Genomic DNA, 25,589 nt, shown 5'->3' with positions numbered 1-25,589 from the left:
GCGCTGCCGGACGTCCCCGCGCCGTGGCCGTACCCACCGGCGCCGGAGCCCTCGTGGCGACCGGCCCCGCCGCCGCCTCCCGCGCCCGGAGCGTCGTAGCCTCCGGCCGGGCGGGCCGTTCCCGTGCCGCCGTAGGACCCGGCATCAGGTGCGGCGTGACCCGCCGGGCCGGCCGCCCCCGTACCGCCGGAGGCACCTGCGCCCCGCCCGGCGTCGGAGACCTCCGGCAGGGACAGGCGCCCCTCCATGTCCGGCGTCAGCGCCAGGAGGGACTCCGTGCCCCCCGCGGCCAGCCGCAGCGTCGATTCGCCGATGCGCAGCAGCGCCCCCGGCGGCAGCGGGACCGCCCGCGTACCCACCGGGACACCGTCCACCGTCGTGCCGTTCGTCGAGCCGAGGTCGGCCACCGTCACGCGCCCGTCCGCCAGCACCGTCACCGCGCAGTGCAGCCGCGACACGTCCGGGTCGTCCAGTGGTACGTCCGCGCCCGACGACCGCCCGATCCGGACGGCTCCCGGGTGCAGCAGGTGCACCCCGCCCGCGTCCGGCCCGGCCACCACCCGCAGCTGCGGGGCGTCCAGCCCGTCCTCGGGCAGGGCCGGCACGGCGTCCGCGACCGGCGTGTGCAGGGCCAGTACGGCCCCGTCCACCAGCGGCGGTTCGCCCAGCATCCGGCGCTGGAGGTCGAGCCGCTCGGCCCCCGCGTACAGCACGACCGTGCCCCCCGTGTCGGGGCCGCCCACGGTCGCCGCGAGCGCCGAGGCCACCGCGGCCAGGGCGGTACCGGCGGGCGCGGTGACGAGCACGTCACAGCCGGCGGGCGCGGTCGCGGTCTGGTGGCCGCTGCGCGACCCGAGGACGGTCAGCCGGATCTGCATCGCCGTCAGCGGTCCCTTCTGCGCGGAGCGCAGTGCACGGTGCGCGCGCCCGGGAAGGGGAACGGCCGGGCGAGCCCGCCCGATCACCCCCCGCCCGGCACGGACGCGTCGTCCGGTCAGGTCTGCCGGAAAGGCCGGGCTCCCGCCCCGGCCGTTCCGTACGGGTGCATCCTCGCACCTGTCACCCACAACACGCCCGGACCCCACCCATAAATGATCTTGATTGATCATCGCTCCGTGCGCTCATCGCACACATACGGTCAGCGGCCTGCCGAAAATCGCCTCCGGCATACCCCGCAAAACTCACCCTTCGCACATATGTACGGCAACCAACCCCCGCCGTCCGGCGTCTTCCCCCCGTACACCCCCTAGAGTGGGCCGGAAAAGACAGCGTCGGAATCATCCGAAACCAGACGACAGATACACGACAGCAGGGGAGCGCGAGACGTGCGGCCAGTGGGCAGCAAGTACCTGCTTGAGGAGCCCCTCGGGCGCGGCGCCACCGGTACCGTCTGGCGTGCCCGCCAGAGGGAGGCCGCCGGCGCGGAGGCGGCCGTCGCCGGGCAGCCCGGCGAGACCGTGGCCATCAAGGTCCTCAAAGAGGAGCTGGCCCAGGACCCGGACATCGTCATGCGCTTCCTGCGCGAACGCTCGGTCCTGCTGCGCCTGACGCACCCCAACATCGTCCGCACGCGCGACCTCGTCGTCGAAGGCGATCTGCTGGCCCTGGTCATGGACCTGATCGACGGTCCCGACCTGCACAAGTACATCCGCGAGAACGGTCCGTTCAGCCCCGTCGCCGCGAGCCTGCTGACCGCACAGATCGCGGACGCGCTCGCCGCCAGCCACGCCGACGGAGTCGTGCACCGGGACCTGAAGCCCGCGAACGTCCTCCTCGACGAGCGCCACGGCCAGATGAAGCCGATGCTCACGGACTTCGGCATCGCGCGCCTCGCCGACTCCCCGGGCCTGACCCGCACGCACGAGTTCGTCGGCACCCCCGCCTACGTCGCGCCCGAGTCCGCCGAGGGCCGCCCGCAGACCTCCGCCGTCGACGTCTACGGCGCCGGGATCCTGCTCTACGAACTGGTCACCGGACGGCCGCCGTTCGCCGGCGGAACCGCCCTCGAAGTGCTCCACCGCCACCTCAGCGAGGACCCGCAGCGCCCGCCGCACGTGCCCGAGGCGCTCTGGATCGTCATCGAGCGCTGCCTGCGCAAGGAGCCGGACGAGCGCCCTAGTGCCGAGAGCCTGGCGCGCGGCCTGCGCGTGGTCGCCTCCGGCATCGGCGTGCACTCCTCGCCCGCCGAGGTGGAGGCCGCGCTCGGCGTCGGCGCGCTGCTCGCGCCCGACCCCTCGCCCGCGCCCGTACCGGCGACGCCGGGTTCCGCGGACCCGACCCAGGTGCTGCCCGCGGGCGCGCCGTCCCCGATGGGCGCCTACGACCCCAACGCCATGACCAGCGTGATGCCGCCGGTCGGCGGGGGCGACGCGACGACCGTGCTGCCGAGCACCGGGGCGCCGGCCGCCGACGCGACGTCCGTCATGCCGCCGGTCGAGCGGCCGGACCAGCCGCACCCGTGGCAGTCGCAGATGCAGGCCGCCCGGGACCGCAACGAGCAGACGCAGGTGCAGTACCTCAGCCCCGACGACGACCCCCTGCGCCGCCGCCCGCAGCGGCAGGGGCCCCCGCCGCCGCAGCAGCGCCCGCAGCAGCCCCAGTACCGCCAGCAGCCCCAGCCCCAGCCGTACCAGCAGCAGCCCTACCAGCAGCAGCAGTACGCGCCGCAGCCTCCGCAGTACCAGCCGCAGCAGCAGCAACCCCAGTACCGCCAGCCCCAGCCCCAGCAGCAGCCTCCCCAGCAGCAGCCCCAGTACCGGCAGCAGCCGGTGCGGCCGCAGGCCCCGCCGCCGCAGCCGCCGGCCCCCCGGGAGCCGCGCGAGCCGCGCCGTCGCAGTGCCAACCCGGTCCGGATCCCCGGGCTGGGCTGCCTCAAGGGCTGCCTGGTGATGATCCTGCTGCTCTTCGTCGCGGGCTGGCTGGTGTGGGAGCTGACCCCGCTCCAGGAGTGGGTCGGCACCGGCAAGAGCTGGTGGGACCAGCTGTGGTCCTGGGGCTCGGACGCGGCCGACTGGATCTCCGGCATCGGCGACTCCACCCGCGGCGCCAAATCCTGATCGCCCGTCACGACCGCACTGGCGCCGACTTCGTGGATTTGTCGACTTCTGGGGCGTGATTTCGCCCGCAGAAGTGAAGGTCGCCGCGAATCGGACCCCCTACTGGCCTAAAACCCGCACCCGGCCGCGTAGCTTTGGTGCGTACGCCAGCCGCTGAGGGAGCAGTCGTGGCACGGAAGATCGGCAGCCGGTACACCGCGCACCAGATCCTGGGGCGCGGCAGCGCGGGCACGGTGTGGCTGGGCGAGGGGCCGGACGGGCCCGTCGCCGTCAAACTGCTGCGCGAGGACCTCGCCTCCGACCAGGAGCTGGTCGGACGCTTCGTCCAGGAGCGCAGCGCGCTGCTCGGCCTGGACCACCCGCACGTCGTCTCCGTCCGCGACCTCGTCGTCGACGGCGACGACCTCGCCCTCGTCATGGACCTCGTCCGCGGTACGGACCTGCGCACCCGCCTGGACCGGGAGCGGCGGCTGGCCCCCGAGGCGGCCGTGGCCATCGTCGCGGACGTCGCCGACGCCCTGGCGGCCGCCCACGCGGCGGGCGTGGTGCACCGCGACGTCAAGCCGGAGAACGTCCTGCTCGACATGCAGGGCCCGCTCGGCCCGGGCGGCGCCCACCCCGCCCTGCTGACCGACTTCGGCGTCGCCAAGCTGATCGACTCGCCGAGGCGGGCCGGGACGGGCCGCGCACCGGCCCCCAGCACCCGGATCATCGGCACGCCGGACTACCTGGCTCCGGAGATCGTCGAAGGACTGCCCCCGCGGGCGGCCGTCGACATATACGCCCTCGCCACGGTGCTGTACGAGCTGCTGGCCGGGTTCACCCCCTTCGGGGGCGGGCACCCCGGCGCGGTGCTGCGGCGGCACGTCACCGAGAGCGTGGTCCCGCTGCCCGGGATCCCCGACGAGCTGTGGCAGCTGATGGTGCAGTGCCTCGCCAAGGCTCCGGCCTCGCGACTGCGCGCCTCCGAGCTGTCGGCCCGGCTGCGGGACCTGCTGCCGCTGCTGGCCGGGATGCCGCCGCTGGACGTGGACGAGCCGGACGACGCCGAGCCGGAGCCGGCGGAGGCCGAGGAGGCCGCCCCGGCCGACCTGACGCGGCGCCGGGGCGTGGTGCCGCTGGTGCCCGGCTCGGCCACCGACTCCAACCGGGACACGCACACCTCGATGCGGGTCCCGGGACCGGACGAGCTGGCGGGGGGCGCGCTGGGCACGGCCCGGGTGCCGCGCCCGGCCGGCGGCCACCGTCCGGGCTCGGCGCGCCACCGTGCGGAAGCGGCCCGCAAGCGGCGCCTGGCGCTGACGGCCGGGGCCGTCGCCCTGGCCGTGGCGCTCGGCGTGGGGGGCTGGCTGGCCACCTCGGGCGACGAGCCCCCGCCCCAGGACAACAAGCACTCGGCGCCCCCGCGGCCGTGAGGGGCCGCGCCCCCTGCTACGCCGTGACCAGCTCCGGGTGCCAGCGGCGCGCCACCTCGGGGTGCGCGCGGACCCAGCCCTTGAGCTCGTTGCGGCCGTACTCCGCGTGCAGCGGATTCGACGCGTCGTGGGCCACGCCCGGCGCCGCGCGCAGGTAGTCGCCCGGGACCGTCTCCACGACCGCGTCCAGGCGCGGGTTGTAGAAGAACGGCACCGAGAACCGCTCCACCGCCCCCGGCGGGCTCACCACCCGGTGGTCGGTGGCCGTCAGGTAGCCCTCCGTCGCGATCTCCAGCAACTCGCCGAGGTTGACGACGAACGCCCCCGGCCGCGGCGGGATGTCGACGTAGCCCCCGTCCCGCACCACCTGGAGCCCGCCCACCGAGTCCTGGAGCAGCAGCGTCAGGAACCCGTAGTCCTTGTGCGCGCCGACCCCCTGGTCCGCGCCCGAGGGGGCCGATCCCGGGTAGCGGATCAGCTTCGTGTGCAGGTGGGGCCGGTCGGCGAAGGCCGCGTCGAAGAAGTCCGAGGGGGCGCCGATCGAGGCCAGCAGCTCCCGCAGCAGCCGGTGGGCGACCGAGGCGAGCCGCGCCTGCCAGTCCAGCACCACCTCGCGCAGCTCCGGCAGCGCCTCGGGCCACTGGTTGGGCCCCTCCAGCCACAGGTACGCCGGGTCGTCCGGCCCCAGCCGCGGCGCGGGCCGCTCGGCGCCGACGTCCAGCTGGTCCCGCCAGTCGGAGGAGCCGCCCGTCAGCTCGTGCCCGATCCGGGTGTAGCCGCGGAAGTGGGGGGAGTTCAGGTTGCTGACCGCCAGCCGGTCGGCTTCGGGGAGCTCGAAGAACGCCCTGGTCAGCTCCAGGATGCGGGCGGTCTCGGCCTCGCTGATGCCGTGTCCGGTCAGGTAGAGGAACCCGGTGTCGCGCGCGGCGGCGTGCAGCTGCTTGAGGAAGTCGGCGCGCTCGGCGGGGTCGTCCGCCCGGGAGAGGTCGATGACCGCGAGCGAGGGTATGGAGGAGTCGGCGGGAGAAGCGGGAGAAGCGGAAGGAGAGGGGTGCGCGGACGGCATGACGGCTCCGTTTCGGATGTCACGGGGTCCTGTTCCCCGGAGATGGCGGGGCAGCGGGTGGGGAAGGCCGTCGGCAGGGGTGGCGCCGGGGGCCGCGTAGCCGCGTACAGGACCGAAGTCGGATCGGTATTGATCAGGCTCGTGCGAGGTCCGGCGGCAGACAGCTCGTGGTGGTGACACGCATGTGATCCACATGGCGGCGCTTCACGAGTAGAACGGTCATACGGTGAGCGTACGCCCGTACCCGCCTTGATCTGTACGGGCCGATCCGGCCTGGCCGGAGAGTGCCGCCGGAGGACCGGCTACGCTGGACCCGTGGCAGTCGTCGATGTTTCCGAAGAGCTGAAGTCCCTCTCCTCGACCATGGGGTCGATCGAGGCCGTCCTGGACCTCGACAAGCTGAGGGCAGATATCGCCGTGCTCGAGGAGCAGGCAGCCGCGCCGTCCCTGTGGGACGACCCGGAGGCCGCCCAGAAGATCACGAGCAAGCTTTCCCACCTCCAGGCCGAGGTCCGCAAGACCGAGACCCTGCGCGGGCGCATCGACGACCTCTCGGTGCTCTTCGAGCTCGCCGAGGAGATGGACGACGCGGACACCCTCGCGGAGGCGGAGGCCGAGCTGGTCTCCGTGCGCAAGGCGCTGGACGAGATGGAGGTCCGGACCCTGCTCTCCGGCGAGTACGCCGAGCGCGAGGCCCTGGTCAACATCCGCGCCGAGGCCGGCGGCGTCGACGCCTCCGACTTCGCCGAGCGCCTCCAGCGCATGTACCTGCGGTGGGCCGAGCGGCACGGGTACCCCACCGAGGTGTACGAGACCTCGTACGCGGAAGAGGCCGGCATCAAGTCGACCACCTTCGTGGTCAAGGCCCCGTACGCCTACGGCACCCTTTCCGTCGAACAGGGCACCCACCGCCTCGTGCGGATCTCGCCCTTCGACAACCAGGGCCGGCGCCAGACCTCCTTCGCGGGCGTCGAGGTGCTGCCGGTCGTCGAGTCCAGCGACCACGTCGAGATCGACGAGGGCGAGCTGCGCATCGACGTGTACCGCGCCTCCGGCCCCGGCGGCCAGGGCGTCAACACGACGGACTCGGCGGTGCGCATCACGCACCTGCCGACCGGCATCGTGGTCTCCTGCCAGAACGAGCGCTCGCAGATCCAGAACAAGGCCAGCGCGATGAACGTGCTCCAGGCCAAGCTGCTGGAGCGGCGCCGCCAGGAGGAGCAGGCCAGGATGGACGCCCTCAAGGACGGCGGCAGCTCCTGGGGCAACCAGATGCGGTCCTACGTCCTGCACCCGTACCAGATGGTCAAGGACCTGCGGACGGAGTTCGAGGTCGGCAACCCGCAGGCGGTGCTCGACGGCGAGATCGACGGCTTCCTGGAAGCCGGAATCCGCTGGCGCAAGCAGCAGGAGCAGACCGCGTAATCACCCGGACGTGCGAAGGGCCCGGACACCCCACGGTGTCCGGGCCCTTCCGCTTGCGTGATCGGGCCCGGTCGGTCACGTTCGGTGACCTGAGGGACCCGCGATGATCGGGACGCGGCGGAGCTGCGCCCTACGCGGCCTTGGCCACCACCGCGAGGGCGGCTACCAGCACCACCAGCAGCGCGATGAGCGTCATCGGGTTCAGGCCTGCGAAGGGGCTCTCCTGCTGGAGGCGCTCCCGGTTCGCCCGGCACACAGGGCAGCGGCCCTGGCTCACGGGTGCGGCGCAGTTCGCGCACACGAGCCGGTCATATGTCATGCGCTCCTCCTCTCGTCCCCTGGTTCCCTTGGTGCAACGGAGCGCGGAACGAGTCCGTTCCCCTACCACTGTGCCAGCTCCGGCGGCATTCGGCGCGGCCCGTCCGGGCAATCACTCTCCGGCCCCCACGCGACCTGTGGACATATCGGGCAACTCCGGATGCCGGGCCCACACCTCGCGCCCGTTCGCGTATGGTCACGCACACCTACTCCCGGCGACCGTGGTGCACCCGTGATCCGATTCGACAGCGTCTCCAAGTCCTACCCGAAGCAGAGCCGCCCCGCACTCAGAGATGTCTCGCTGGAGATCGCGAAGGGCGAGTTCGTCTTCCTCGTCGGCTCCTCCGGCTCCGGCAAGTCCACGTTCCTGCGGCTCGTGCTGCGCGAGGAGCGGGCCAGCCACGGCCAGGTACACGTCCTGGGCAAGGACCTCGCCAAGCTCTCCAACTGGAAGGTCCCGCACATGCGGCGCCAGCTGGGGACCGTGTTCCAGGACTTCCGGCTGCTGCCCAACAAGACGGTGGCGGAGAACGTCGCCTTCGCGCAGGAAGTCATCGGCAAGCCGCGCGGCGAGATCCGCAAGGCCGTCCCCCAGGTCCTGGAGCTGGTGGGGCTGGGCGGCAAGGAGGGCCGGATGCCCGGTGAGCTGTCCGGCGGCGAGCAGCAGCGCGTGGCCATCGCCCGCGCCTTCGTCAACCGCCCGGCCCTGCTGATCGCGGACGAGCCGACCGGCAACCTCGACCCGCAGACCTCCGTCGGCATCATGAAGCTGCTGGACCGGATCAACCGGACCGGCACCACGGTGATCATGGCGACGCACGACCAGCAGATCGTGGACCAGATGCGCAAGCGCGTCATCGAACTCGAACAGGGCCGTCTCGTACGCGACCAGTCGCGCGGCGTCTACGGCTACCAGCACTGAAAGGACGCCATGCGCGCCCAGTTCGTCATGTCGGAGATCGGCGTCGGTCTCCGTCGCAATCTCACCATGACCTTCGCGGTCATCATTTCCGTGGCCCTGTCGCTGGCCCTGTTCGGTGGCTCCCTGCTCATGCGCGACCAGGTCAGCGCGATGAAGGGGTACTGGTACGACAAGGTCAACGTCACCGTCTACCTCTGTAACAAGAGCGACGCGAAGGACGCCGCCGACGCCGCGACCGACGCCGCCGCCAAGGGGGACGCCGGGGCCGTCGCCAAGGGCCCCTGCGCCAAGGGCGCGGTGACCCCCGAGCAGAAGCAGCAGATCGGGGCCGACCTCAAGAAGCTGGACCTCGTGCAGAGCGTCACGTACGAGTCCTCCGACGAGGCGTACAAGCACTACAAGGAGCGGTACGGCCAGACCGCGCTGGCCTCGGTCGTCACCCCCGACCAGATGCCGGACTCCTTCCGGGTCAAGCTCAAGAACCCGGAGCAGTACAAGGTCATCACCTCCGCGTTCGCGGGCCGGGACGGCGTGCAGTCGGTGGCCGACCAGAGCTCCGAGGTCGACAACCTGTTCAGCCTCCTCGGCACGCTCAACTGGGCGGCGCTCGGCATCATGATGATCATGCTGATCGTGGCGCTGCTGCTGATCGTCAACACGGTGCGCGTCTCGGCGTTCAGCCGTCGGCGGGAGACCGGGATCATGCGTCTCGTCGGCGCCTCCGGCTTCTACATCCAGGTGCCCTTCATCATGGAGGCGGCCGTCGCCGGCCTGATCGGCGCGGGCCTCGCCTGTGTGATGCTCGGCGCGGGGCAGTACTTCGTGATCGACCACGGCGTGGACCTGCGCCACAAGCTGGAACTGATCAACTTCATCGGCTGGGACTCCGTCTTCACCAAGCTGCCGCTGGTGCTGGTCGTCGGTCTGCTGATGCCCTCGCTGGCGGCCTTCGTCGCGTTGCGCAAGTACCTCAAGGTCTGACGGGGCCGCCGGGGTGTGACGAGCGCCCCGTGTGACGTACGCCCAACGCGCCGTGTGCGCGGGGGCCTTGTCCTAGACTCGGCGCCATGCCGGGTCCCCCCGTCCACTGTCTCCGGCCCCGCGACCTGCGTCGCGGGGCCGCTTTGACGTTGCTCTTCCTCGTGTCGGTCACCGTGGCCGCCGGCTCGGGCTGCTGGGGCGCGGGCGCCGCCACCCCGCAGTTACCGTCCGCCCGTACGGAGGCCGGTGCGGACGCGGCCCCCCGCGGGGCGGCCACCGCCGACCGGGACGCGGTGGCCCGGGCCGTCGCCGAAGCCGTCGCGGAGGGCAAGTCCGGCAAGAGGGCCGCCGAGGAGGAGGTCAGCCGCAGCGGCGACCGCTGGGCGGCCGTCTACGACCCCGCCGAGTACGCCGCCTTCGCCGAGGACCTCGACGGCCACTGGACGGGCGTCGGGGTGTGGGCCGGGCGCCGCCGCGACGGCCGGATCGAAGTGGAGCGGGTCCAGCCCGACGGCCCCGCCGCGCGGGCCGGACTGCGCGCCGGAGACCGGCTGCTGAGCGTGGACGGCCAGGACGTCACGGGGCTGACCGTCACCGAAGTGGTGGCCAAGCTGCGCGGGGAGGCCGGGACCCCGGTCGTGCTGGGCCTGAGCCGGGACGGCGCCGACCTCATCGAGACGGTGCGCCGCGAGCGGCTGAGCGCCGACCCGGTGACCGTACGGCACCTCGCGGACGGCACCACCGTCATCAAGGTCGCCTCCTTCACCCGGGGCTCCGGCAACCGCGTCCGCGACGCCGTCCGCGCGGCCCCGCCCGGCGCGGGCGTCCTGCTGGACCTGCGCGGCAACCCGGGCGGGCTGGTCACCGAGGCCGTGTCGGCCGCCTCCGCCTTCCTGGACGGGGGGCTCGTGGCGACGTACGACGTACGGGGCTCCGAGCGCGCCCTGTACGCCGAGCCGGGCGGCGACACCGCGCGCCCGCTGGTGGCGCTGGTCGACGGGGGCACGATGAGCGCGGCCGAGCTCGTCACCGGCGCCCTCCAGGACCGCGGCCGCGCGGTGACCGTCGGCACCCGCACCTTCGGCAAGGGGGCGGTGCAGATGCCGACGCAGCTGCCGGACGGCTCGGTGGCGGAGCTGACGGTGGGCACGTACCGCACCCCGGAGGGCCGCAGCATCGACGGGAGCGGCATCACGCCCGACCTGACGGCCGGCGACGGCGTCGAAGAGCGGGCCCTCGGGGTATTGGGTGGCCTCGGGGTGGGTCCGTAGTGCGAAAATGACCGCACTATGGCAAAGGAAAAAGGGCGGAAGCTGATCGCCCAGAACAAGAAGGCGCGGCACGACTACACGATCCTCGACACCTACGAGTGCGGTCTCGTGCTCACCGGCACCGAGGTCAAGTCCCTGCGCCAGGGCCGGGCGTCCCTCGTGGACGGCTTCGTGTCGGTGGAGGGCAACGAGGCCTGGCTGTACAACGTGCACGTGCCGGAGTACAGCCAGGGGACGTGGACCAACCACAGCGCCCGGCGCAAGCGCAAGCTGCTGATGCACCGGGAGGAGATCGACAAGCTGGAGCGCAAGGCCGACGAGTCGGGCCACACGATCGTGCCGTTGACGCTGTACTTCAAGGACGGCCGGGCGAAGGTCGAGATCGCTCTGGCGAAGGGCAAGAAGGAGTACGACAAGCGCCAGACGCTGCGCGAGAAGCAGGACACCCGCGAGACGAACCGCGCGATCTCGGCGATCCGCCGCAAGCAGCGCGGCACGGTCTAGCTGTATTGACCCGCAGCGTTGTTCACTCGGCTGATGGGCGGCTTGCCGTCCAGTGCGGTGTGGCAGCGGTGGTGGTTGTAGGTGTGGAGGAAGTCTGCCAGGGCCGCTGTCCGCTCGTTGTTCGATTGGTAGGGCCGTAGGTAGGCCCATTCGTCGAGGAGGGTGCGGTTGAAGCGTTCGACTTTGCCGTTGGTCTGCGGCCGGTAGGGCCTGGTCTTCTTGTGGGTGATGCCGGCCGCGGCCAGGGTCTGGGTGAACTGCTTGGACTTGTAGCAGGAGCCGTTGTCGGTCAGGACGCGTTCAACGGTGATCCCGTGGGCGGTGAAGAACGCCTGGGCTCGCTGCCAGAAGGCGACGGCCGTCTGCTTGCGTTCGTCGGTGAGGACCTCGCTGTAGGCCAGGCGGGAGTGGTCGTCGACGGCGGAGTGGATGTAGCTGTAGCCGATGACCGGCGTGGAGCTTTTGCGCTGGTCGGTGGTGGCTTGGCGGTTGCGGTCGCCTGCCGCCCGGCCCACCACGCGCCATCCGCCGCCTTCGGGGATGTTCCCGAGCTTCTTGATGTCGACGTGGACCAGTTCGCCCGGTCGGGCCCGTTCGTAGCGGCGGATCGGCTGGCCGGTGGGCCGGTCCAGCCAGGCCAGCCGGTTCAGGCCGTGGCGGGCCAGGATCCGGTGGACGGTGGAGGCGGGCAGGCCCAGGACCGGGCCGATGCGGGCCGGCCCGAGCTTGCGGCTTCGGCGCAGGTCACAGACGCGGGCCTCGATCGTCGCGGGGGTGCGGTGCGGGGTCGTACGCGGCCTGCTGGAACGGTCGTGCAGGCCGCCCTCGCCTTCGGCCCGCCAGCGGCGGACCCATTTGTGGGCGGTGGGCCGGGATATGCCCATCTCGGCGGCCACGTGGGCGACCGGCCGCCCGGCCAGAACCCGCTCGACCAGGATCCGCCTGCCGTGAACCGTCAGCCGGGCATTACGGTGGGACACGAAGACCTCCGTGTGTGGTGTGGAGCCTAGACACCTCCACCACACCGGAGGTCTTCGCCATGATCAAGACCCGGCTCTGTTAACAACGCTCGTGATCAATACATCTAGCCCGGCGGTGGGGCCGCGGCGCGGGCTCGCGGTTAATCGCCTGGCATCCCGTGGTCCACTTCGCGTACCATGGGCGTAGCACCGCACCGCCCCCGGGTGGCGCGGTTTGTCAAAAAAACATGGGGATGATCGGTTTCGACAGCGGATGTCGATGCAGGGGAAGCGAGCCGAGGAAGCGGCAATGATCTCGTAAACCCTATGTCGCAAAAAATAATCGCCAACACCAAGAGCGATAACTCCCGCTTCACCCTCGCTGCCTAATAACAGTGAGCTGAAGCCTCTGTGAGGAGCGTCAGCCCGGAAGTGGTCCCGGTCCGGATCCTGGCGTCAATTAGGGATCTAAACCTCTAGCCCCGGTCACGGGGGCCTGAGGGAAACCAAACAGTGACTGAGCCCGTCGGAGACTTGTCCGTGTGATCTCCGGGGCCGAGAAAAGCGCAGCGGACTGCGCTCGGAGAAGCCCTGCTTCTGCACCGTTGGACGCGGGTTCGATTCCCGCCATCTCCACTCATCCCATGTGGGCGAAGGCCCCGCAGTCACCGACTGCGGGGCCTTCGTCATGCCGGGACGTCCCGGTTCATCCCAGACGACTGCGACTCGTACCAGGTTGCCGTACCTCGGCGGTAGGGGAAGCCGGTACGACTGTTCGGGTCGGGCGGACGGCGATGAGCAGGGCCAGGAGGGCGGCGGCCGGGGGCAGGGCGTAAGCGGTCGGCGGACCGAGGTGGTCGATCACCTGGCCGGCGGTGGCCGAGCCGACGGCGATGCCGGCGAGGATCGCGGTGACGGCGACCGTCATGCCCTCGTTGAGCCGGCCTGCCGGGGTGACGGCGTGGACGCGGGACATCGCCGTCACCATCGTCGGGGCCGTCGCCATGCCGGCGCACAGCAGTGCCACCGCGAGCAGGGGCAGGGAGCCCGTCGCGGCCGCCGCCCAGGGCAGCGTCATCGCCGCGGCCAGGGCCACGAGGCAGGTGGTCAGGCCGCGCGGGCGCAGCGCCCCGTAGAGCAGGCCGGCGGCGCAGGAGCCCAGGGCCTGGAGGGCCAGGACCGGCCCGGAGGCGGCGCCCAGGCCCAGGGCGCCGAGGTGGGCGACGGAGGTGACCTCCATCGCGCCGAACATCATGCCGAGGGCGAGGAACAGCGGCAGCAGCGGCGCCACCGCGCGCAGCGCCGAGCCGCGCGGGCGGAGCGCGGACACCGGGGGCTCGGTGGAGCGCCGGGACGTGAAGAGCAGCATGCCGGTGAGGAGCAGGGCGGCCGCCGCGAGGGTGCCGGCCTCGGGGAAGACGGCCGAGCAGAGGAACGCCGCCACGACCGGACCCAGCATGAAGCACAGCTCGTCGGCGGCCTGTTCGAAGGACATCGCCGTGTGGCGCGTGTCGGGGCAGTCGCGCAGCAGGTGCGTCCAGCGCGCGCGGGACATGCCGCCGATGTTCGGGGTGGTGGCGGTCGCCGCGTACGAGGCGAACAGGGTCCAGGCCGGCGCGTGGCCGTGGACGCTCAGGACCAGCGCGAGCGAGCCGAGGACCGCGATCAGCGTGGCCGGGACGGCGATGCGGGCCTGGCCGTGGCGGTCGATCAGCCGGGCCGTCCAGGGCGCGACCAGCGCGGTGGCCGCGAGTCCGGTCGCGGTGACGGCGCCGGCCAGCGCGTACGAACCCCGCTGCCCGGCGATCATCATCACCGCGCTGATCCCGAACATCCCCATGGGGAGCCGGGCGAGGAGGTTCCCGGCGGTGAAGGCGCGGGCTCCGGGCACGGCGAACAACCGTCGGTACGGGCCGCCCTCGCGGGCCGCCCGGGCGGGCGAGGGGCGCGAGGAGAGGGGCACGGCGTGGACGAGGGTGGAGCCGGAGACGGTCATGAGGGGGCTGCGGGACGAGGTCGCGTACGGCATGGGAACAGCCTCCGGCCGGACGGACGGCGCGGTCCAACACCTGTTCCGGGGCCATTCACCGCCCTGTGTTGTTAGTCTCCCGGGGTGATCTCCCGTGATGTGGAACCCCGGCTGCTGCGCGGGTTCGTCGCCGTCGCCGAAGACCGTCACTTCACCCGCGCCGCGGCCCGCCTGTACGTCGCGCAGCAGGCGCTGAGCAGGGACGTACGGCGGCTCGAACGGCTTCTGGGCACCACCTTGTTCGTGCGCACCACCCGGGCCGTGGAACTGACCGCCGACGGGGAGCGGCTGCTGGCGCCGGCCCGCAAGGTCCTCGCCGCGCACGAGGAGCTCGCCGCCGCCTTCGCCGGACCCCGGGCGCTGCTCGTCGACCTGAACACCGACGGTCCGAGCACCGCCCGCACCGTGCTGGAACACGCCCGCGAACTCGCCCCCGGCGTCGAGCTGATGGCCCGCTTCGAGAGCGGGCTCACGCACGCCGCCGCCGAGATCGCCGCCGGACGCCTGGACGTGTCCTTCGGGTACGCCGACGGCCTGGCCCCCGCCCTGCGCACCCGCCTCGCGCACCGGCCCGTACGGTACGAGCCGCTCGCCGTGCTGCTGCCCGACGGGCACCCGCTGGCCGCGCGCACGGAGATACCGCTGGCGGCGCTGGCGGGGGAGACCGTGTACGCCGGGGCCGGGAACCCGCGGACCCTGGAGTGGACCGGGCTCGCGCGCGAGCTCTTCGCCGGGCGGGGCATCGCGCTGGCGCCGCCCGCACCCGTGGCCGTCGGCAAGGACGAGTTCCGCCGGGTCATGGCCAAGACCCGCAACCCGGTCCTGGCCACCGTCGACTTCCCCGACATGCCGGGCTGCGCGAAACGGCCGCTCGTCGACCCCGTACCGCTGTCCCCGCTGTCGATGGTGTGGCGCAGGGGTTTCACCCACCCCGGCCTCGACGCCCTGCACGCTGCGGCGGCCGCCGGCGCCGCCGCCCGCGGCTGGCTCGACGTCCCCCCGGGCTCCTGGCGTCCGGGGGCGCTCACAGACGCCCCCGGCGGCGGGTGAGAGCAAGGTATCCCGGCGGTCATCGGCCGGGGACCGGAGCGGAAACGCGCCGTTCCTACGGTCTTCCCACGGACGCGACAGCTGTGGAGGCGTGTGATGAGCACCGGTACGACCGCACCGCGCGAAAGGGGCCGCTGGATCGAGCGGTGGGACCCCGAGGACGAGACGTTCTGGAAGGAGACCGGGGAGAGGACCGCCAGGCGGAACCTGTTGTACTCCGTGTTCTCGGAGCACATCGGGTTCTCCATCTGGTCGCTCTGGTCCGTGATGGTGCTCTTCATGGGCCCGGCGTACGGCATCGACCCCGCGGGCAAGTTCTTCCTCATCGCGACCGCCACCGCCGTCGGCGCCCTCGTGCGCATCCCGTACACCTTCGCCGTCGCCCGCTTCGGCGGCCGCAACTGGACGGTCGTCAGCGCGACCCTGCTCCTCGCGCCGACCGTGGCCGCGCTCGTGGTGATGGAACCCGGCACCCCGTACGGGGTCTTCGTCGCCGTCGCCGCGCTGACGGGCGTGGGCGGCGGGAACTTCGCCTCGTCCATGACCAACATCAACGCCTTCTTCCCGCTCCGCAAGAAGGGCTGGGCCCTCGGGCTGAACGCGGGCGGCGGGAACATCGGCGTACCGGTGGTGCAGCTCGCCGCCCTGCTGGTGATCGGCACCGCCGGGGCCGGGCACCCGCGGCTGCTGCTCGCCGCGTACGTCCCGCTGATCGTCGCGGCCGCCGCGCTGGCCTTCGTACGCATGGACAACCTGGCGCCCGTGCGCAGTGACGTGGGCGCCGTACGGGACGCGGCGCGCGATGCGCACACCTGGATCATGGCGTTCCTCTACGTCGGCACCTTCGGCTCCTTCATCGGCTACAGCTTCGCGTTCGGGCTGGTCCTGCAGACGCAGTTCGGCCGGACCCCGCTGCAGGCCGCCTCCCTCACCTTCATCGGGCCGCTCCTCGGCTCGCTGGCCCGCCCGGTGGGCGGGGCGCTCGCCGACCGGCTGGGCGGGGCGCGGATCACCCTGGCGACGTTCGTGGCGATGGCGGCGGCGACGGGGGTGGTCGTCCTCGCCTCGCTCCGCGAGTCGCTGCCGGTGTTCCTCGTCGGGTTCGTGGCGCTGTTCGCGCTGAGCGGCGTCGGCAACGGCTCGACGTACAAGATGATCCCCGGGATCTTCCAGGCCAAGGCGCTGGCCGGCGGGATGACGGGCGAGGACGCCGCGGCCTGGGGGCGCCGGCTCTCCGGGGCGTCCATGGGCCTGATCGGTGCGGTGGGCGCGCTCGGCGGCCTCGCCATCAACCTGGTGTTCCGCGAGGCGTTCACGGCCTCCGGGTCGGGCACCGCCGCGTTCGTCACCTTCCTCGGTTTCTACGCCGTGTGCTGCGCCGTGACGTGGGCGGTATACCTTCGGCGGCCCGCCGCGGGGGCACTGCCGGCGGCCGGGACGGCGGCGGAGCGGCAGCTCACCTCGGTGTAACAGCGGTTAACGGCGGCGAAATACGGTGGAACCGAGTCCGTCACGGCGCTTTGGCAGGCTCGGTTCCGTTGAGCGGGACAGCGGCACACGTGACGACCCCTTGGGCAAGGCAGGACACCACTATGGACGACGCTACGGACCAGGCTGCGGAAACGGCCACCGGCCCTCTCTCCGGGTTCACGGTCGGGGTCACCGCTGCCCGCCGCGCCGACGAGCTGATCGCCCTGCTGCGCCGGCGCGGGGCGACCGTGCTCCACGCGCCGGCCCTGCGGATCGTGCCGCTGGCCGACGACGGGGAACTGATGGCCGCGACCGAGGACTTGATCCGGCGCACGCCGGACGTGGTCGTCGCCACCACCGCGATCGGGTTCCGAGGCTGGATCGAGGCCGCCGACGGCTGGGGGATCGGCGAGGAACTGCTGGAGCGGCTGCGCACCACCGAGCTGCTGGCGCGCGGGCCGAAGGTCAAGGGCGCCGTACGGGCCGCAGGGCTGGTGGAGGCCTGGTCACCGCGGTCGGAGTCCCTCGCGGAGGTGCTGGACCGGCTGCTCGCGGGGGGAGTCGCCGGCCGGCGCATCGCGCTCCAGCTGCACGGGGAGCCGCTGCCGGGGTTCGTCGAGACGCTGCGGGAGCACGGGGCGGAGGTGGTGGTCGTACCGGTGTACCGGTGGATGCCGCCGGAGGACCCGGGCCCGCTGGACCGGCTCCTGGATGCCGTCGCCACCGGCGGGGTCGACGCCGTCACCTTCACCTCGGCCCCGGCTGCGGCCTCGCTGCTGTCCCGGGCCGGCGAACGCGGGATGCGGGAGGCGGTCCTAGAGGCGCTGCGCGGGGACGTCCTGTCGGCGTGCGTGGGGCCGGTGACGGCGCTGCCGCTCCAGGCGCAGGGCGTGGCGACGGTGCAGCCGGAGCGGTTCCGGATCGGGCCGCTGGTGCAGCTGCTGTGCCAGGAGCTGCCGGGGCGGGCCAGGGTGCTGCCGGTGGCGGGGCACCGGCTGGAGATCCGGGGCCACGGGGTGCTCGTCGACGCCGAGCTGCGGCCGGTGCCGCCGGCGGGGATGGCGCTGCTGGGCGCGCTGGCGCGGCGGCCGGGATGGGTGGTGGCGCGGGCGGAGCTGCTGGGGGTGCTGCCGGGGGCGGGGCGGGACGAGCACGCCGTGGAGACGGCGATGGCGCGGCTGCGGGCGGCGCTGGGGGTGCCGAGGCTGATCCAGACGGTGGTGAAGCGGGGGTACCGGCTGTCGCTGGACCCGGGCCGGGTGCCTCCGGCGGTGTGAGGCACGGGGGGCGGGTCGCACGGGGCTGGTCCGGCCGGCGGGGGGTGGGTTAGCGTGCCGAGGTGATGATCAACGGGGTGGAGATGAGGGGCGTCACCGTCGATGACGCCGCGGGGCTGGCCGACACGCTGGCGCGTAACCGGGCCTTCATGGCGCCGTTCGAGCCGCAGCGGCCCGAGCGGTTCTACACCGAGGCCGGGCAGCGGGAGCGGATAGAGGCGCTGCTGGCCGACCGGGACGGCGGGCGGCTGGTGCCGTTCGTACTCGTCGAGGGCGACACGCCCGTCGGCGCCATCAACCTCGGCCGCATCGAGCGAGGCCCCTTCCGCAGCGGCGGCGTGGGCTACTGGGTCGACCAGGACCGGGCCGGGCAGGGGCTGGCCACCGCCGCCCTGGAGGAGGTCTGCCGGATCGCCCGCGACGAGGTCGGCCTGCACCGGGTCGAGGCGGGCACCCTCGTCGACAACCTGGCCTCCCAACGGGTCCTCGCCAAGGCCGGCTTCGAGCAGTTCGGCCTCGCACCGCGCTACCTGCACATCAACGGCGCCTGGCGCGACCACCGCATGTTCCAGCGGCTGCTGCACGACAACCCGCCGCCCGCCCTCTAGCCTCCGGCGCAGCCGGCGGGCACTCTGGGGTGGCGGCCCACGGCAACCGAGGCGGTGACCGGTATGTGGTTCGACTCCGGGCGGGTCTGCCTGGACCTGCTGGCCACCTCCGCCCCCCGGCGGGACGCCGAGGGCATCCGGGACGGCGACGCGCTGCGGCTGTGGCTCGTCGGGGCCGGACTGGTGCCCGACCGGACGCCGCTGGGGCGGGTCGGGCCCGACTGGGTCGGGGCGTTCCGGCAGCTGCGGACCGATGTGGGGAGCCTCGTACGGGCCGAGCTGCACGGGGCCGCGCCCGAGGAGGGGGCCCTGGCCCGGGTCAACGCGGCGGCCGCCGGTCCACCCCCGGGGCTGTGTGCGGTGCGGGACCAAGAAGGGCACCTCGTGCGGGAGTTGTGCGGCGGGGTGGAATGCGCCGGGCTGCTCGCCGCCGTCGCCCGGGACGCCGTCGAGCTGCTCACCGACCCCGGCGACCGGGCGCTGCTGCGCGCCTGCGAGGGCGAGGGCTGCGCCCGCGTCTACCTCGACACCTCGCGCGGCCACCGGCGCCGGTGGTGCTCCAGCGAGCTGTGCGGCAACCGCGAACGCGTCGCCCGCCACCGCCGGCGGGTCCTGGCGGCCGGATCGGCGTAGCGCGGGACCCGCCGGGAGGGGGCGATCCGCCGGCGGTCCCGGAACGGGCGTGCGGACCCGGCCCCGCTTCGCGTACGGTTGACGGTCGCCCATGCACGTCAGAAGGGGGCCTTGGTGGCCGCGCAGAATGCCGCTGTCGACAGCACGGCGGATTCCGTCCGCGATCGGGAGATCGCGGTCGAGCAGACGCATCTCGACCGGGTGTACCGACGCCTTGAGGAGAAGATCCACGAGGCCGAGTTCCTGATGAACGACGCCGCCAAGCGCGGGCAGGTCGGCACGCCCGGCGCGCTCGCCGAGCGCGACGCGCAGGTCTTCCGCGCCGGGATCCACCTCAACCGGCTGAACAACGAGTTCGAGGACTTCCTGTTCGGCCGGGTCGACCTGGTCCTCGGCAAGGACGGCGAACGCGGCCCGGACGGGGCGTACACCTCGGTGGAGCCCGCCGACGACGCCATCCGCGACGACCTCACCGCCGACATCGCCGAGACCCTGCACATCGGGCGCATCGGCGTGCTCGACTCCGACTACGCGCCGCTGGTCATCGACTGGCGCGCCCCGGCGGCCGCGCCGTTCTACCGGTCCACGCCGAAGGACCCGGGCCGGGTCGTACGCCGCCGCGTGATCCGCTCCAAGGGCCGCAAGGTGCTCGGCGTCGAGGACGACCTGATGCGCCCCGAGGTCACCGCCCACCTCGACGGGCAGGAACTGCCCGTCATCGGCGACGGCGCCCTGATGGCCGCGCTCGGGCGGGCCCGCACGCACTCCATGCGGGACATCGTCTCCTCCATCCAGGCCGAGCAGGACCTGGTGATCCGGGCCCCCGCGGCGTCCGTCGCCGAAGTGGCGGGCGGCCCCGGTACCGGCAAGACGGCGGTGGCCCTGCACCGCGCCGCCTACCTCCTCTACCAGGACCGGCGGCGCTACTCCGGCGGCATCCTCATCGTCTCGCCGACCCCGTTGCTCGTCGCGTACACCGAAGGCGTGCTGCCCTCCCTCGGCGAGGAGGGGCAGGTCGCCATCCGGGCGCTCGGCTCGCTCGTCGACGGGGCGGAGGCGACCACGTACGACGAGCCGGCCGTGGCCCGCATCAAGGGCTCGTCCCGGATGCTCAAGGTGCTCCGCAAGGCGGTCCGGGGCGCCCTGGAACTCGGCGGCGCCGGTGGGGGCGGGGCCCCCGACCGGCTGCGGGTCGTGGCCTTCGGGCGGCGCCAGGAGCTGGAGGCCGACGAACTGAACCGCATCCGGCAGAACGTGCTCGGCGGCACCGCCCCGGTCAACCTGCTGCGGCCGCGCGCCCGCAAGCTGCTGCTGGACGCCCTGTACGCGAAGTCCGGCGCCAACGGGCGGCACAGCGACCCCGAGCTGGCCGCCGAATTGCGCTCCGCGTTCGACGAGGACATCTCCACCGAGGACTCCTTCATCGAGTTCCTGAACGCCTGGTGGCCCGAGCTGACCCCGCGCGGGGTGCTGGCCGCGATGGCCGACGAGCGCAGGCTCGGCCGCTGGTCGCGCCGGGACCTGAACCAGCGCGAGGTCCGCCAGCTGGCGCGCTCCCTGCGCCGGACCGGCCCGGACGGCAAGGGGCCGCTGTCGGTGCACGACGTGGCGCTGCTGGACGAGCTCCAGCAGCTGCTGGGCGCGCCCGCGCGGCCCCGCCGCAAGCGGGAGTTCGATCCGCTGGACCAGCTCAGCGGGCTGGAGGAGCTGATGCCGGCCCGCGAGGAGACCCAGTGGGAGCGGGCGGAGCGGATCGCGGCGGAGCGCACCGAGTACGCGCACGTCATCGTGGACGAGGCCCAGGACCTGACGCCGATGCAGTGGCGGATGGTGGGCCGCCGGGGCCGCCACGGAACCTGGACGGTGGTCGGCGACCCCGCCCAGTCCTCCTGGACGGACCCGCAGGAGGCGGCCGCGGCGCGCGACGAGGCGCTGGGGACCCGGCCGCGCCGGCGGTTCACGCTGACCGTGAACTACCGCAACCCGGCGGAGGTCGCGGAGGTCGCCTCCCGCGTGCTGCGCCGGGCGATGCCGGGGATGGAACCGCCGCGGGCGGTCCGCTCCACGGGCCTGGAGCCCCGTTTCACGGCCGCGGAGGGCGACCTGGGCCGTGCGGTGCGCCAGGAGACCCGGCGGCTGCTGGAGCAGGTGGACGGCACGGTCGGCGTGGTCGTGGCCATGGACCGGCGCGCGGAGGCCGCCGGGTGGCTGGCGGACCTCGGCGAGCGGGCGGTGGCGCTCGGCAGCCTGGAGGCGAAGGGGCTGGAGTACGACGCCACGGTGGTGGTCTCCCCGGCGGAGATCGCCGACGAATCGCCGGCCGGGCTGCGGGTGCTGTACGTGGCGCTGACGCGCGCGACGCAGCAGCTGACGGTGGTCTCCACCCCCCGGGACGCACCCGACGCCTCGGGCGTGCCCGCGCTGCTGGCCCCGGAGGCCGGCTGACTGGGCCGGATGGCCCGCGGCCAGGGGTGTGGTGGCGGGAACAACTGCCGGGAGGGGGATCGCATTCGGCGATCCTTTGTTAGCCTGGGTACGACACCGGCTCGATCCAAGCCCCCGGGCCCAACCTTCGTCGCCTAGAGCGACCACTTGCCGCGAGGCGAGCATGGCGGGTCGGTGTTCCAGCGTGAAAAACAGGTCTGCCCCTCCGCGGTCGCGGAGGGGCAGACCTGTTGTGCGTTCGGGCCCTTGCTTGGGGGTGGACTTCCGCGCCCACCTCAAATCTCGTATGGTGGAAGAGTTCTTCCGAAATTTGTAGCTGGTTACCTTGTACCGGCTGGTAGGTGGGACGATCGGACAACAGGTCCTGCCGCACGTGCCGTGCAGCGGGCCCTGTGTACAGAAAAACCAGGGAACAGAAGAGGAACACGGCCATGGCAACGGCGCCCAGCGTCTCGTACTCGATGACGGTCCGCTTGGAAGTGCCCGCGAGCGGAACCGCGGTCTCCCAGCTCACCACCGCCGTGGAGTCGTCCGGAGGATCCGTCACCGGCCTCGACGTCACCGCGTCCGGCCACGAGAAGCTCCGTATCGACGTCACCATCGCCGCGACCTCCACCGCGCACGCGGACGAGATCGTCGAGAAGCTGCGCGGCATCGAGGGCGTCAGCCTGGGCAAGGTCTCCGACCGAACCTTCCTGATGCACCTCGGCGGCAAGATCGAGATGTCGTCCAAGCACCCCATCCGCAACCGCGACGACCTCTCGATGATCTACACCCCCGGTGTCGCCCGCGTCTGCACGGCCATCGCCGAGAACCCCGAGGACGCGCGCCGCCTGACCATCAAGCGCAACTCCGTCGCAGTCGTGACGGACGGCTCCGCCGTACTGGGCCTCGGCAACATCGGCCCGATGGCCGCGCTGCCCGTCATGGAGGGCAAGGCGGCCCTCTTCAAGCGCTTCGCCGGCATCGACGCCTGGCCGATCTGCCTCGACACCCAGGACAGCGACGAGATCGTCGCCGCCGTCAAGGCCATCGCACCCGGCTTCGCCGGCATCAACCTGGAGGACATCTCCGCGCCGCGCTGCTTCGAGATCGAAGCCCGGCTGCGCGAGGCCCTCGACATCCCCGTCTTCCACGACGACCAGCACGGCACCGCGATCGTCGTACTCGCCGCCCTGACCAACGCACTTCGCGTGGTGGGCAAGGCAGTTGGCGACGTCAAGGTCGTCATGTCGGGCGCCGGCGCGGCGGGCACCGCCATCCTCAAGCTGCTCCTCGCGGCCGGGGTGAAGAACGCCGTCAGCGCCGACATCAACGGGGTCGTGCACGCGGGCCGCCCCGACCTGGTCGACGCCGCCCCCGACTCCCCGCTGCGCTGGATCGCCGACAACACCAACCCCGAGGGCTACACCGGCACCCTCAAGGAGGCCGTGGTCGGCGCCGACGTCTTCATCGGCGTCTCGGCCCCCAACGTCCTCAACGGCGAGGACGTGGCCGCCATGGCCGAGGGCGCGATCGTGTTCGCGCTCGCGAACCCGGACCCGGAGGTCGACCCGGCCATCGCCCGCCAGACCGCCGCCGTCGTGGCCACCGGCCGCTCCGACTTCCCCAACCAGATCAACAACGTCCTGGTCTTCCCGGGCGTCTTCCGCGGTCTGCTGGACGCCCAGTCGCGCACCGTGGACACGGGCATGATGCTGGCCGCGGCCACCGCACTGGCCGATGTCGTCGGCGAGGACGAGCTCAACGCGAACTACATCATCCCGTCGGTGTTCAACGACAAGGTCGCGGGCGCGGTCGCCGGAGCCGTCCGCAAGGCCGCCTCGGCCCCTGTGACGGCACCCACCTCCGCCTGATCCCGGCGCGTCGCGGGATGCGGGCCCGGCCGGGCGCCTCTAGGGTTGCGGGGATGCCCGCGGGGCCCGCGGTCCGCATCCACCGGAACGACAGGTGCGGACGGAGCGTCACCGCGGCGTGACTGTGGCGCTTTTCGTGTGACCCTGGCGGGTGCCGGATTGGCTTTCCCGCCGCTGGTGGGGGCAGGATGCGTAACCGGGCGAGAGGGTCTGACGTTCAGACCCGGGTCCGGGGACTGTCCGAGGGCCCTGGCAGCATCGGCTTCGATCTCACGCCTCTAAGGCAAGTTGAACACGGGAGTACAACATGAACCGCAGTGAGCTGGTGGCCGCTCTGTCCGAGCGCGCCGAGGTGACCCGCAAGGACGCCGACGCCGTTCTGGCCGCGCTCGCCGAGACCGTCGGCGAGATCGTCGCCAAGGGCGACGAGAAGGTCACCATCCCCGGCTTCCTGACCTTCGAGCGCACCCACCGTGCCGCTCGCACCGCGCGCAACCCGCAGACCGGCGACCCCATCCAGATCCCGGCCGGCTACAGCGTGAAGGTCTCCGCGGGCTCCAAGCTCAAGGAAGCCGCCAAGGGCAAGTAGCACCGCCCTTGTGCCGAGGGCCGCACAGGCCCTCGGGACGGCAGTGGTACGCACAACCGCCAAGGGCGGCCACCCCCGTACGGGAGTGGCCGCCCTTCGGCCTGTCCGGGGCCCTCCGCGGGCCCCGGACGTCGACCGGGTCTAGACGAGGTCGCCGTTCGGCAGTTCGACCTTGGCGCCCAGCTCGACGAGCTTCTCCATGAAGTTCTCGTAGCCGCGGTTGATGAGGTCGATGCCGTGCACCCGCGAGGTGCCCTCGGCGGCCAGCGCCGCGATCAGGTACGAGAACCCGCCGCGCAGGTCGGGGATGACCAGATCGGCGCCCTGCAGCCTGGTGGGGCCGGACACGACCGCCGAGTGCAGGAAGTTGCGCTGCCCGAAACGGCACGCGGAGCCGCCCAGGCACTCCCGGTACAGCTGGATGTGTGCACCCATCTGGTTGAGCGCGGAGGTGAATCCGAGCCGCGACTCGTACACCGTCTCGTGCACGATGGACAGGCCGGAGGCCTGCGTCAGCGCGACGACCAGCGGCTGCTGCCAGTCGGTCTGGAAGCCGGGGTGCACGTCCGTCTCCAGCGCGATGGCCTTGAGCGGACCGCCGGGGTGCCAGAAGCGGATGCCCTCGTCGTCGATCTCGAACGCGCCGCCGACCCGCCGGAAGGTGTTCAGGAAGGTCATCATCGAGCGCTGCTGCGCGCCGCGGACGTAGATGTTGCCGCCGGTGGCGAGCGCCGCGGAGGCCCACGAGGCGGCTTCCAGGCGGTCCGGGAGCGCCTTGTGGTTGTAGCCGGTGAGCTCGTCCACGCCGGTGATCCGGATCGTCCGGTCGGTGTCGAGGGAGATGATCGCGCCCATCTTCTGCAGGACGCAGATGAGGTCTTCGATCTCCGGTTCGACGGCGGCGTTGCTGAGCTCGGTGACGCCTTCGGCCAGGACGGCCGTCAGGAGCACCTGTTCGGTCGAACCGACCGAGGGGTACGGCAGCCGGATCTTGCAGCCGCGCAGGCGCTGCGGCGCCTCCAGGTACTGACCGCCCTCGCGCTTCTCGATGGTCGCGCCGAACTGGCGGAGCACGTCGAAGTGGAAGTCGATGGGACGGCCGCCGATGTCGCATCCGCCGAGGCCGGGGATGAAGGCGTGGCCGAGGCGGTGCAGCAGCGGACCGCAGAACAGGATCGGGATCCGGGAGGATCCCGCGTGCGCGTCGATGTCGGCGACGTTGGCGGCCTCGACGTACGTGGGGTCGAGGATCAGCTCGCCCGGCTCCTCGCCGGGGCGCACGGTGACGCCGTGCAGCTGGAGCAGGCCGCGGACGACGCGGACGTCACGGATGTCGGGCACGTTGCGCAGCCGGCTGGGGGCGCTGCCGAGCAGAGCGGCCACCATGGCCTTCGGCACGAGGTTCTTCGCGCCGCGGACACGGATCTCGCCCTCGAGCGGGGTACCGCCGTGGACAAGCAGGACATCGTCAGTGCCGGTCATGGATCTCGCGTTCCGAAGAGGTACTCCCCGGTGATCGGGGGAGTGTGGGCAGGGGCCAGTGAAAAGGGTAAGGGGCACCACCCCCTTGTTCGTAAGGCCGACGCGGCCGCAGGACCGTCATCGATGAGGCACGGCCGCCCTCTTGGCACCCACCGTGCGCACACTGTTGCGGAGTGTCGCGTTCCGGACCGCTCGGGGCCGTTCGGGGCGGGTCCAGGGCCGTCCGGGGCCCC

20 protein-coding genes, 1 other RNA gene and 1 pseudogene are annotated in these 25,589 nt (G+C 72.5%); 16 read left to right on the top strand and 6 right to left on the bottom strand.

The window, feature by feature from the left end; genetic code table 11:
- Positions 1-347 precede the first annotated feature (347 nt).
- Positions 348-671, bottom strand: a pseudogene (locus OHA81_RS34595) (FHA domain-containing protein); the annotation flags it as partial.
- A gap of 654 nt (positions 672-1,325) precedes the next feature.
- On the opposite strand from OHA81_RS34595, the gene OHA81_RS12880 reads away from it, so the two are divergent.
- Entirely contained in the window at positions 1,326-3,056 is a 1,731-nt protein-coding gene (locus OHA81_RS12880; RefSeq protein ID WP_329195649.1) for a serine/threonine-protein kinase, read from the top strand.
- 167 nt (positions 3,057-3,223) lie between these two features.
- The gene (locus OHA81_RS12875; protein WP_329195647.1) at positions 3,224-4,471 is read left to right on the top strand and encodes a serine/threonine-protein kinase; all 1,248 of its coding nucleotides are present in this window, start codon (positions 3,224-3,226) and stop codon (positions 4,469-4,471) included.
- 16 nt (positions 4,472-4,487) lie between these two features.
- On the opposite strand, the gene OHA81_RS12870 is transcribed toward OHA81_RS12875, so the two are convergent.
- Positions 4,488-5,537 carry an isopenicillin N synthase family dioxygenase gene (locus OHA81_RS12870; protein ID WP_329195645.1) on the bottom strand — a complete coding sequence of 350 codons (1,050 nt, stop codon included), beginning with the start codon at positions 5,535-5,537 and terminating at the stop codon, positions 4,488-4,490.
- Between the two features lie 315 nt (positions 5,538-5,852).
- On the opposite strand from OHA81_RS12870, the gene prfB reads away from it, so the two are divergent.
- Positions 5,853-6,962: a peptide chain release factor 2 gene (prfB, locus tag OHA81_RS12865; RefSeq protein ID WP_329195643.1), complete on the top strand. Its 1,110-nt coding sequence runs from the start codon at positions 5,853-5,855 to the stop codon at positions 6,960-6,962.
- 130 nt (positions 6,963-7,092) lie between these two features.
- Here the strand turns inward: prfB and OHA81_RS12860 are convergent, their stop codons facing one another.
- Positions 7,093-7,281, bottom strand: a complete 189-nt coding sequence (locus OHA81_RS12860; RefSeq protein WP_329195641.1) for a hypothetical protein — start codon at positions 7,279-7,281, stop codon at positions 7,093-7,095.
- Between the two features lie 231 nt (positions 7,282-7,512).
- Between OHA81_RS12860 and ftsE the strand changes: the two genes are divergently transcribed.
- The 4 genes from ftsE (at position 7,513) to smpB (ending at position 10,958) form a co-directional block, all read left to right on the top strand.
- The gene (gene ftsE / locus OHA81_RS12855) at positions 7,513-8,202 is read left to right on the top strand and encodes a cell division ATP-binding protein FtsE (RefSeq protein ID WP_190182673.1); all 690 of its coding nucleotides are present in this window, start codon (positions 7,513-7,515) and stop codon (positions 8,200-8,202) included.
- A 9-nt stretch (positions 8,203-8,211) separates the two neighbouring features.
- On the top strand, positions 8,212-9,183 hold the full coding sequence (gene ftsX, locus OHA81_RS12850) for a permease-like cell division protein FtsX (protein ID WP_329195637.1): 972 nt from the start codon (positions 8,212-8,214) through the stop codon (positions 9,181-9,183).
- A gap of 86 nt (positions 9,184-9,269) precedes the next feature.
- The gene (locus OHA81_RS12845) at positions 9,270-10,454 is read left to right on the top strand and encodes a S41 family peptidase (RefSeq protein ID WP_329195636.1); all 1,185 of its coding nucleotides are present in this window, start codon (positions 9,270-9,272) and stop codon (positions 10,452-10,454) included.
- A gap of 18 nt (positions 10,455-10,472) precedes the next feature.
- Positions 10,473-10,958, top strand: coding sequence for an SsrA-binding protein SmpB (smpB, locus tag OHA81_RS12840; protein ID WP_329195634.1), 486 nt, complete (start codon positions 10,473-10,475; stop codon positions 10,956-10,958).
- Here the strand turns inward: smpB and OHA81_RS12835 are convergent.
- Entirely contained in the window at positions 10,955-11,938 is a 984-nt protein-coding gene (locus OHA81_RS12835) for an IS481 family transposase (RefSeq protein ID WP_329195633.1), read from the bottom strand. The genes smpB and OHA81_RS12835 overlap by 4 nt on opposite strands.
- Positions 11,939-12,167: 229 nt before the next feature.
- On the opposite strand from OHA81_RS12835, the gene ssrA reads away from it, so the two are divergent.
- Positions 12,168-12,556: a transfer-messenger RNA gene (ssrA, locus tag OHA81_RS12830) on the top strand.
- Between the two features lie 67 nt (positions 12,557-12,623).
- Here the strand turns inward: ssrA and OHA81_RS12825 are convergent.
- Positions 12,624-13,946, bottom strand: a complete 1,323-nt coding sequence (locus OHA81_RS12825) for an MFS transporter (RefSeq protein WP_329195631.1) — start codon at positions 13,944-13,946, stop codon at positions 12,624-12,626.
- An 84-nt stretch (positions 13,947-14,030) separates the two neighbouring features.
- On the opposite strand from OHA81_RS12825, the gene OHA81_RS12820 reads away from it, so the two are divergent.
- The 8 genes from OHA81_RS12820 to OHA81_RS12785 all read left to right on the top strand — a co-directional run bounded on the left by OHA81_RS12820 (position 14,031) and on the right by OHA81_RS12785 (position 23,874).
- Positions 14,031-14,996, top strand: coding sequence for a LysR family transcriptional regulator (locus tag OHA81_RS12820; protein ID WP_329195629.1), 966 nt, complete (start codon positions 14,031-14,033; stop codon positions 14,994-14,996).
- 96 nt (positions 14,997-15,092) lie between these two features.
- Positions 15,093-16,466: a nitrate/nitrite transporter gene (locus OHA81_RS12815; RefSeq protein ID WP_329195627.1), complete on the top strand. Its 1,374-nt coding sequence runs from the start codon at positions 15,093-15,095 to the stop codon at positions 16,464-16,466.
- Between the two features lie 122 nt (positions 16,467-16,588).
- A complete protein-coding gene (locus tag OHA81_RS12810) occupies positions 16,589-17,743 on the top strand; it encodes a uroporphyrinogen-III synthase (protein ID WP_329195625.1) in 1,155 nt (384 codons plus the stop codon).
- A gap of 65 nt (positions 17,744-17,808) precedes the next feature.
- On the top strand, positions 17,809-18,351 hold the full coding sequence (locus tag OHA81_RS12805) for a GNAT family N-acetyltransferase (RefSeq protein WP_443056762.1): 543 nt from the start codon (positions 17,809-17,811) through the stop codon (positions 18,349-18,351).
- 63 nt (positions 18,352-18,414) lie between these two features.
- Complete coding sequence (locus tag OHA81_RS12800) at positions 18,415-18,984, top strand: CGNR zinc finger domain-containing protein (protein WP_329195623.1); 570 nt, start codon at positions 18,415-18,417, stop codon at positions 18,982-18,984.
- Positions 18,985-19,098: 114 nt separating this feature from the next.
- Positions 19,099-21,429, top strand: coding sequence for a HelD family protein (locus tag OHA81_RS12795; protein WP_329195622.1), 2,331 nt, complete (start codon positions 19,099-19,101; stop codon positions 21,427-21,429).
- Between the two features lie 431 nt (positions 21,430-21,860).
- Positions 21,861-23,285 carry an NAD-dependent malic enzyme gene (locus tag OHA81_RS12790; protein WP_329195620.1) on the top strand — a complete coding sequence of 475 codons (1,425 nt, stop codon included), beginning with the start codon at positions 21,861-21,863 and terminating at the stop codon, positions 23,283-23,285.
- Positions 23,286-23,592: 307 nt separating this feature from the next.
- Entirely contained in the window at positions 23,593-23,874 is a 282-nt protein-coding gene (locus OHA81_RS12785; RefSeq protein WP_007264399.1) for an HU family DNA-binding protein, read from the top strand.
- Positions 23,875-24,015: 141 nt separating this feature from the next.
- Here OHA81_RS12785 and murA read toward each other — a convergent pair whose 3' ends face one another.
- On the bottom strand, positions 24,016-25,356 hold the full coding sequence (murA, locus tag OHA81_RS12780; protein ID WP_136214433.1) for a UDP-N-acetylglucosamine 1-carboxyvinyltransferase: 1,341 nt from the start codon (positions 25,354-25,356) through the stop codon (positions 24,016-24,018).
- Positions 25,357-25,589 lie beyond the last annotated feature (233 nt).

The organism is Streptomyces sp. NBC_00667 (genome assembly GCF_036226825.1).
Lineage (GTDB): Bacteria > Actinomycetota > Actinomycetes > Streptomycetales > Streptomycetaceae > Streptomyces.
Note: the sequence above shows the minus strand (reverse complement) of the source record. Positions and strands in the feature narration are given on the sequence as shown.

Bases quoted from the DNA above. Each gene is read 5' to 3' on its own strand.
- ftsX (WP_329195637.1), top strand. From the start codon at position 8,212: ATGCGCGCCCAGTTCGTCATGTCGGAGATCGGCGTCGGTCTCCGTCGC.
- OHA81_RS12790 (WP_329195620.1), top strand. From the start codon at position 21,861: ATGGCAACGGCGCCCAGCGTCTCGTACTCGATGACGGTCCGCTTGGAA.
- OHA81_RS12870 (WP_329195645.1), bottom strand. From the start codon at position 5,537: ATGCCGTCCGCGCACCCCTCTCCTTCCGCTTCTCCCGCTTCTCCCGCC.
- murA (WP_136214433.1), bottom strand. From the start codon at position 25,356: ATGACCGGCACTGACGATGTCCTGCTTGTCCACGGCGGTACCCCGCTC.
- OHA81_RS12810 (WP_329195625.1), top strand. From the start codon at position 16,589: ATGGACGACGCTACGGACCAGGCTGCGGAAACGGCCACCGGCCCTCTC.
- OHA81_RS12825 (WP_329195631.1), bottom strand. From the start codon at position 13,946: ATGCCGTACGCGACCTCGTCCCGCAGCCCCCTCATGACCGTCTCCGGC.
- smpB (WP_329195634.1), top strand. From the start codon at position 10,473: ATGGCAAAGGAAAAAGGGCGGAAGCTGATCGCCCAGAACAAGAAGGCG.
- OHA81_RS12805 (WP_443056762.1), top strand. From the start codon at position 17,809: ATGATCAACGGGGTGGAGATGAGGGGCGTCACCGTCGATGACGCCGCG.
- OHA81_RS12785 (WP_007264399.1), top strand. From the start codon at position 23,593: ATGAACCGCAGTGAGCTGGTGGCCGCTCTGTCCGAGCGCGCCGAGGTG.
- OHA81_RS12815 (WP_329195627.1), top strand. From the start codon at position 15,093: ATGAGCACCGGTACGACCGCACCGCGCGAAAGGGGCCGCTGGATCGAG.
- OHA81_RS12845 (WP_329195636.1), top strand. From the start codon at position 9,270: ATGCCGGGTCCCCCCGTCCACTGTCTCCGGCCCCGCGACCTGCGTCGC.
- OHA81_RS12860 (WP_329195641.1), bottom strand. From the start codon at position 7,281: ATGACATATGACCGGCTCGTGTGCGCGAACTGCGCCGCACCCGTGAGC.
- OHA81_RS12800 (WP_329195623.1), top strand. From the start codon at position 18,415: ATGTGGTTCGACTCCGGGCGGGTCTGCCTGGACCTGCTGGCCACCTCC.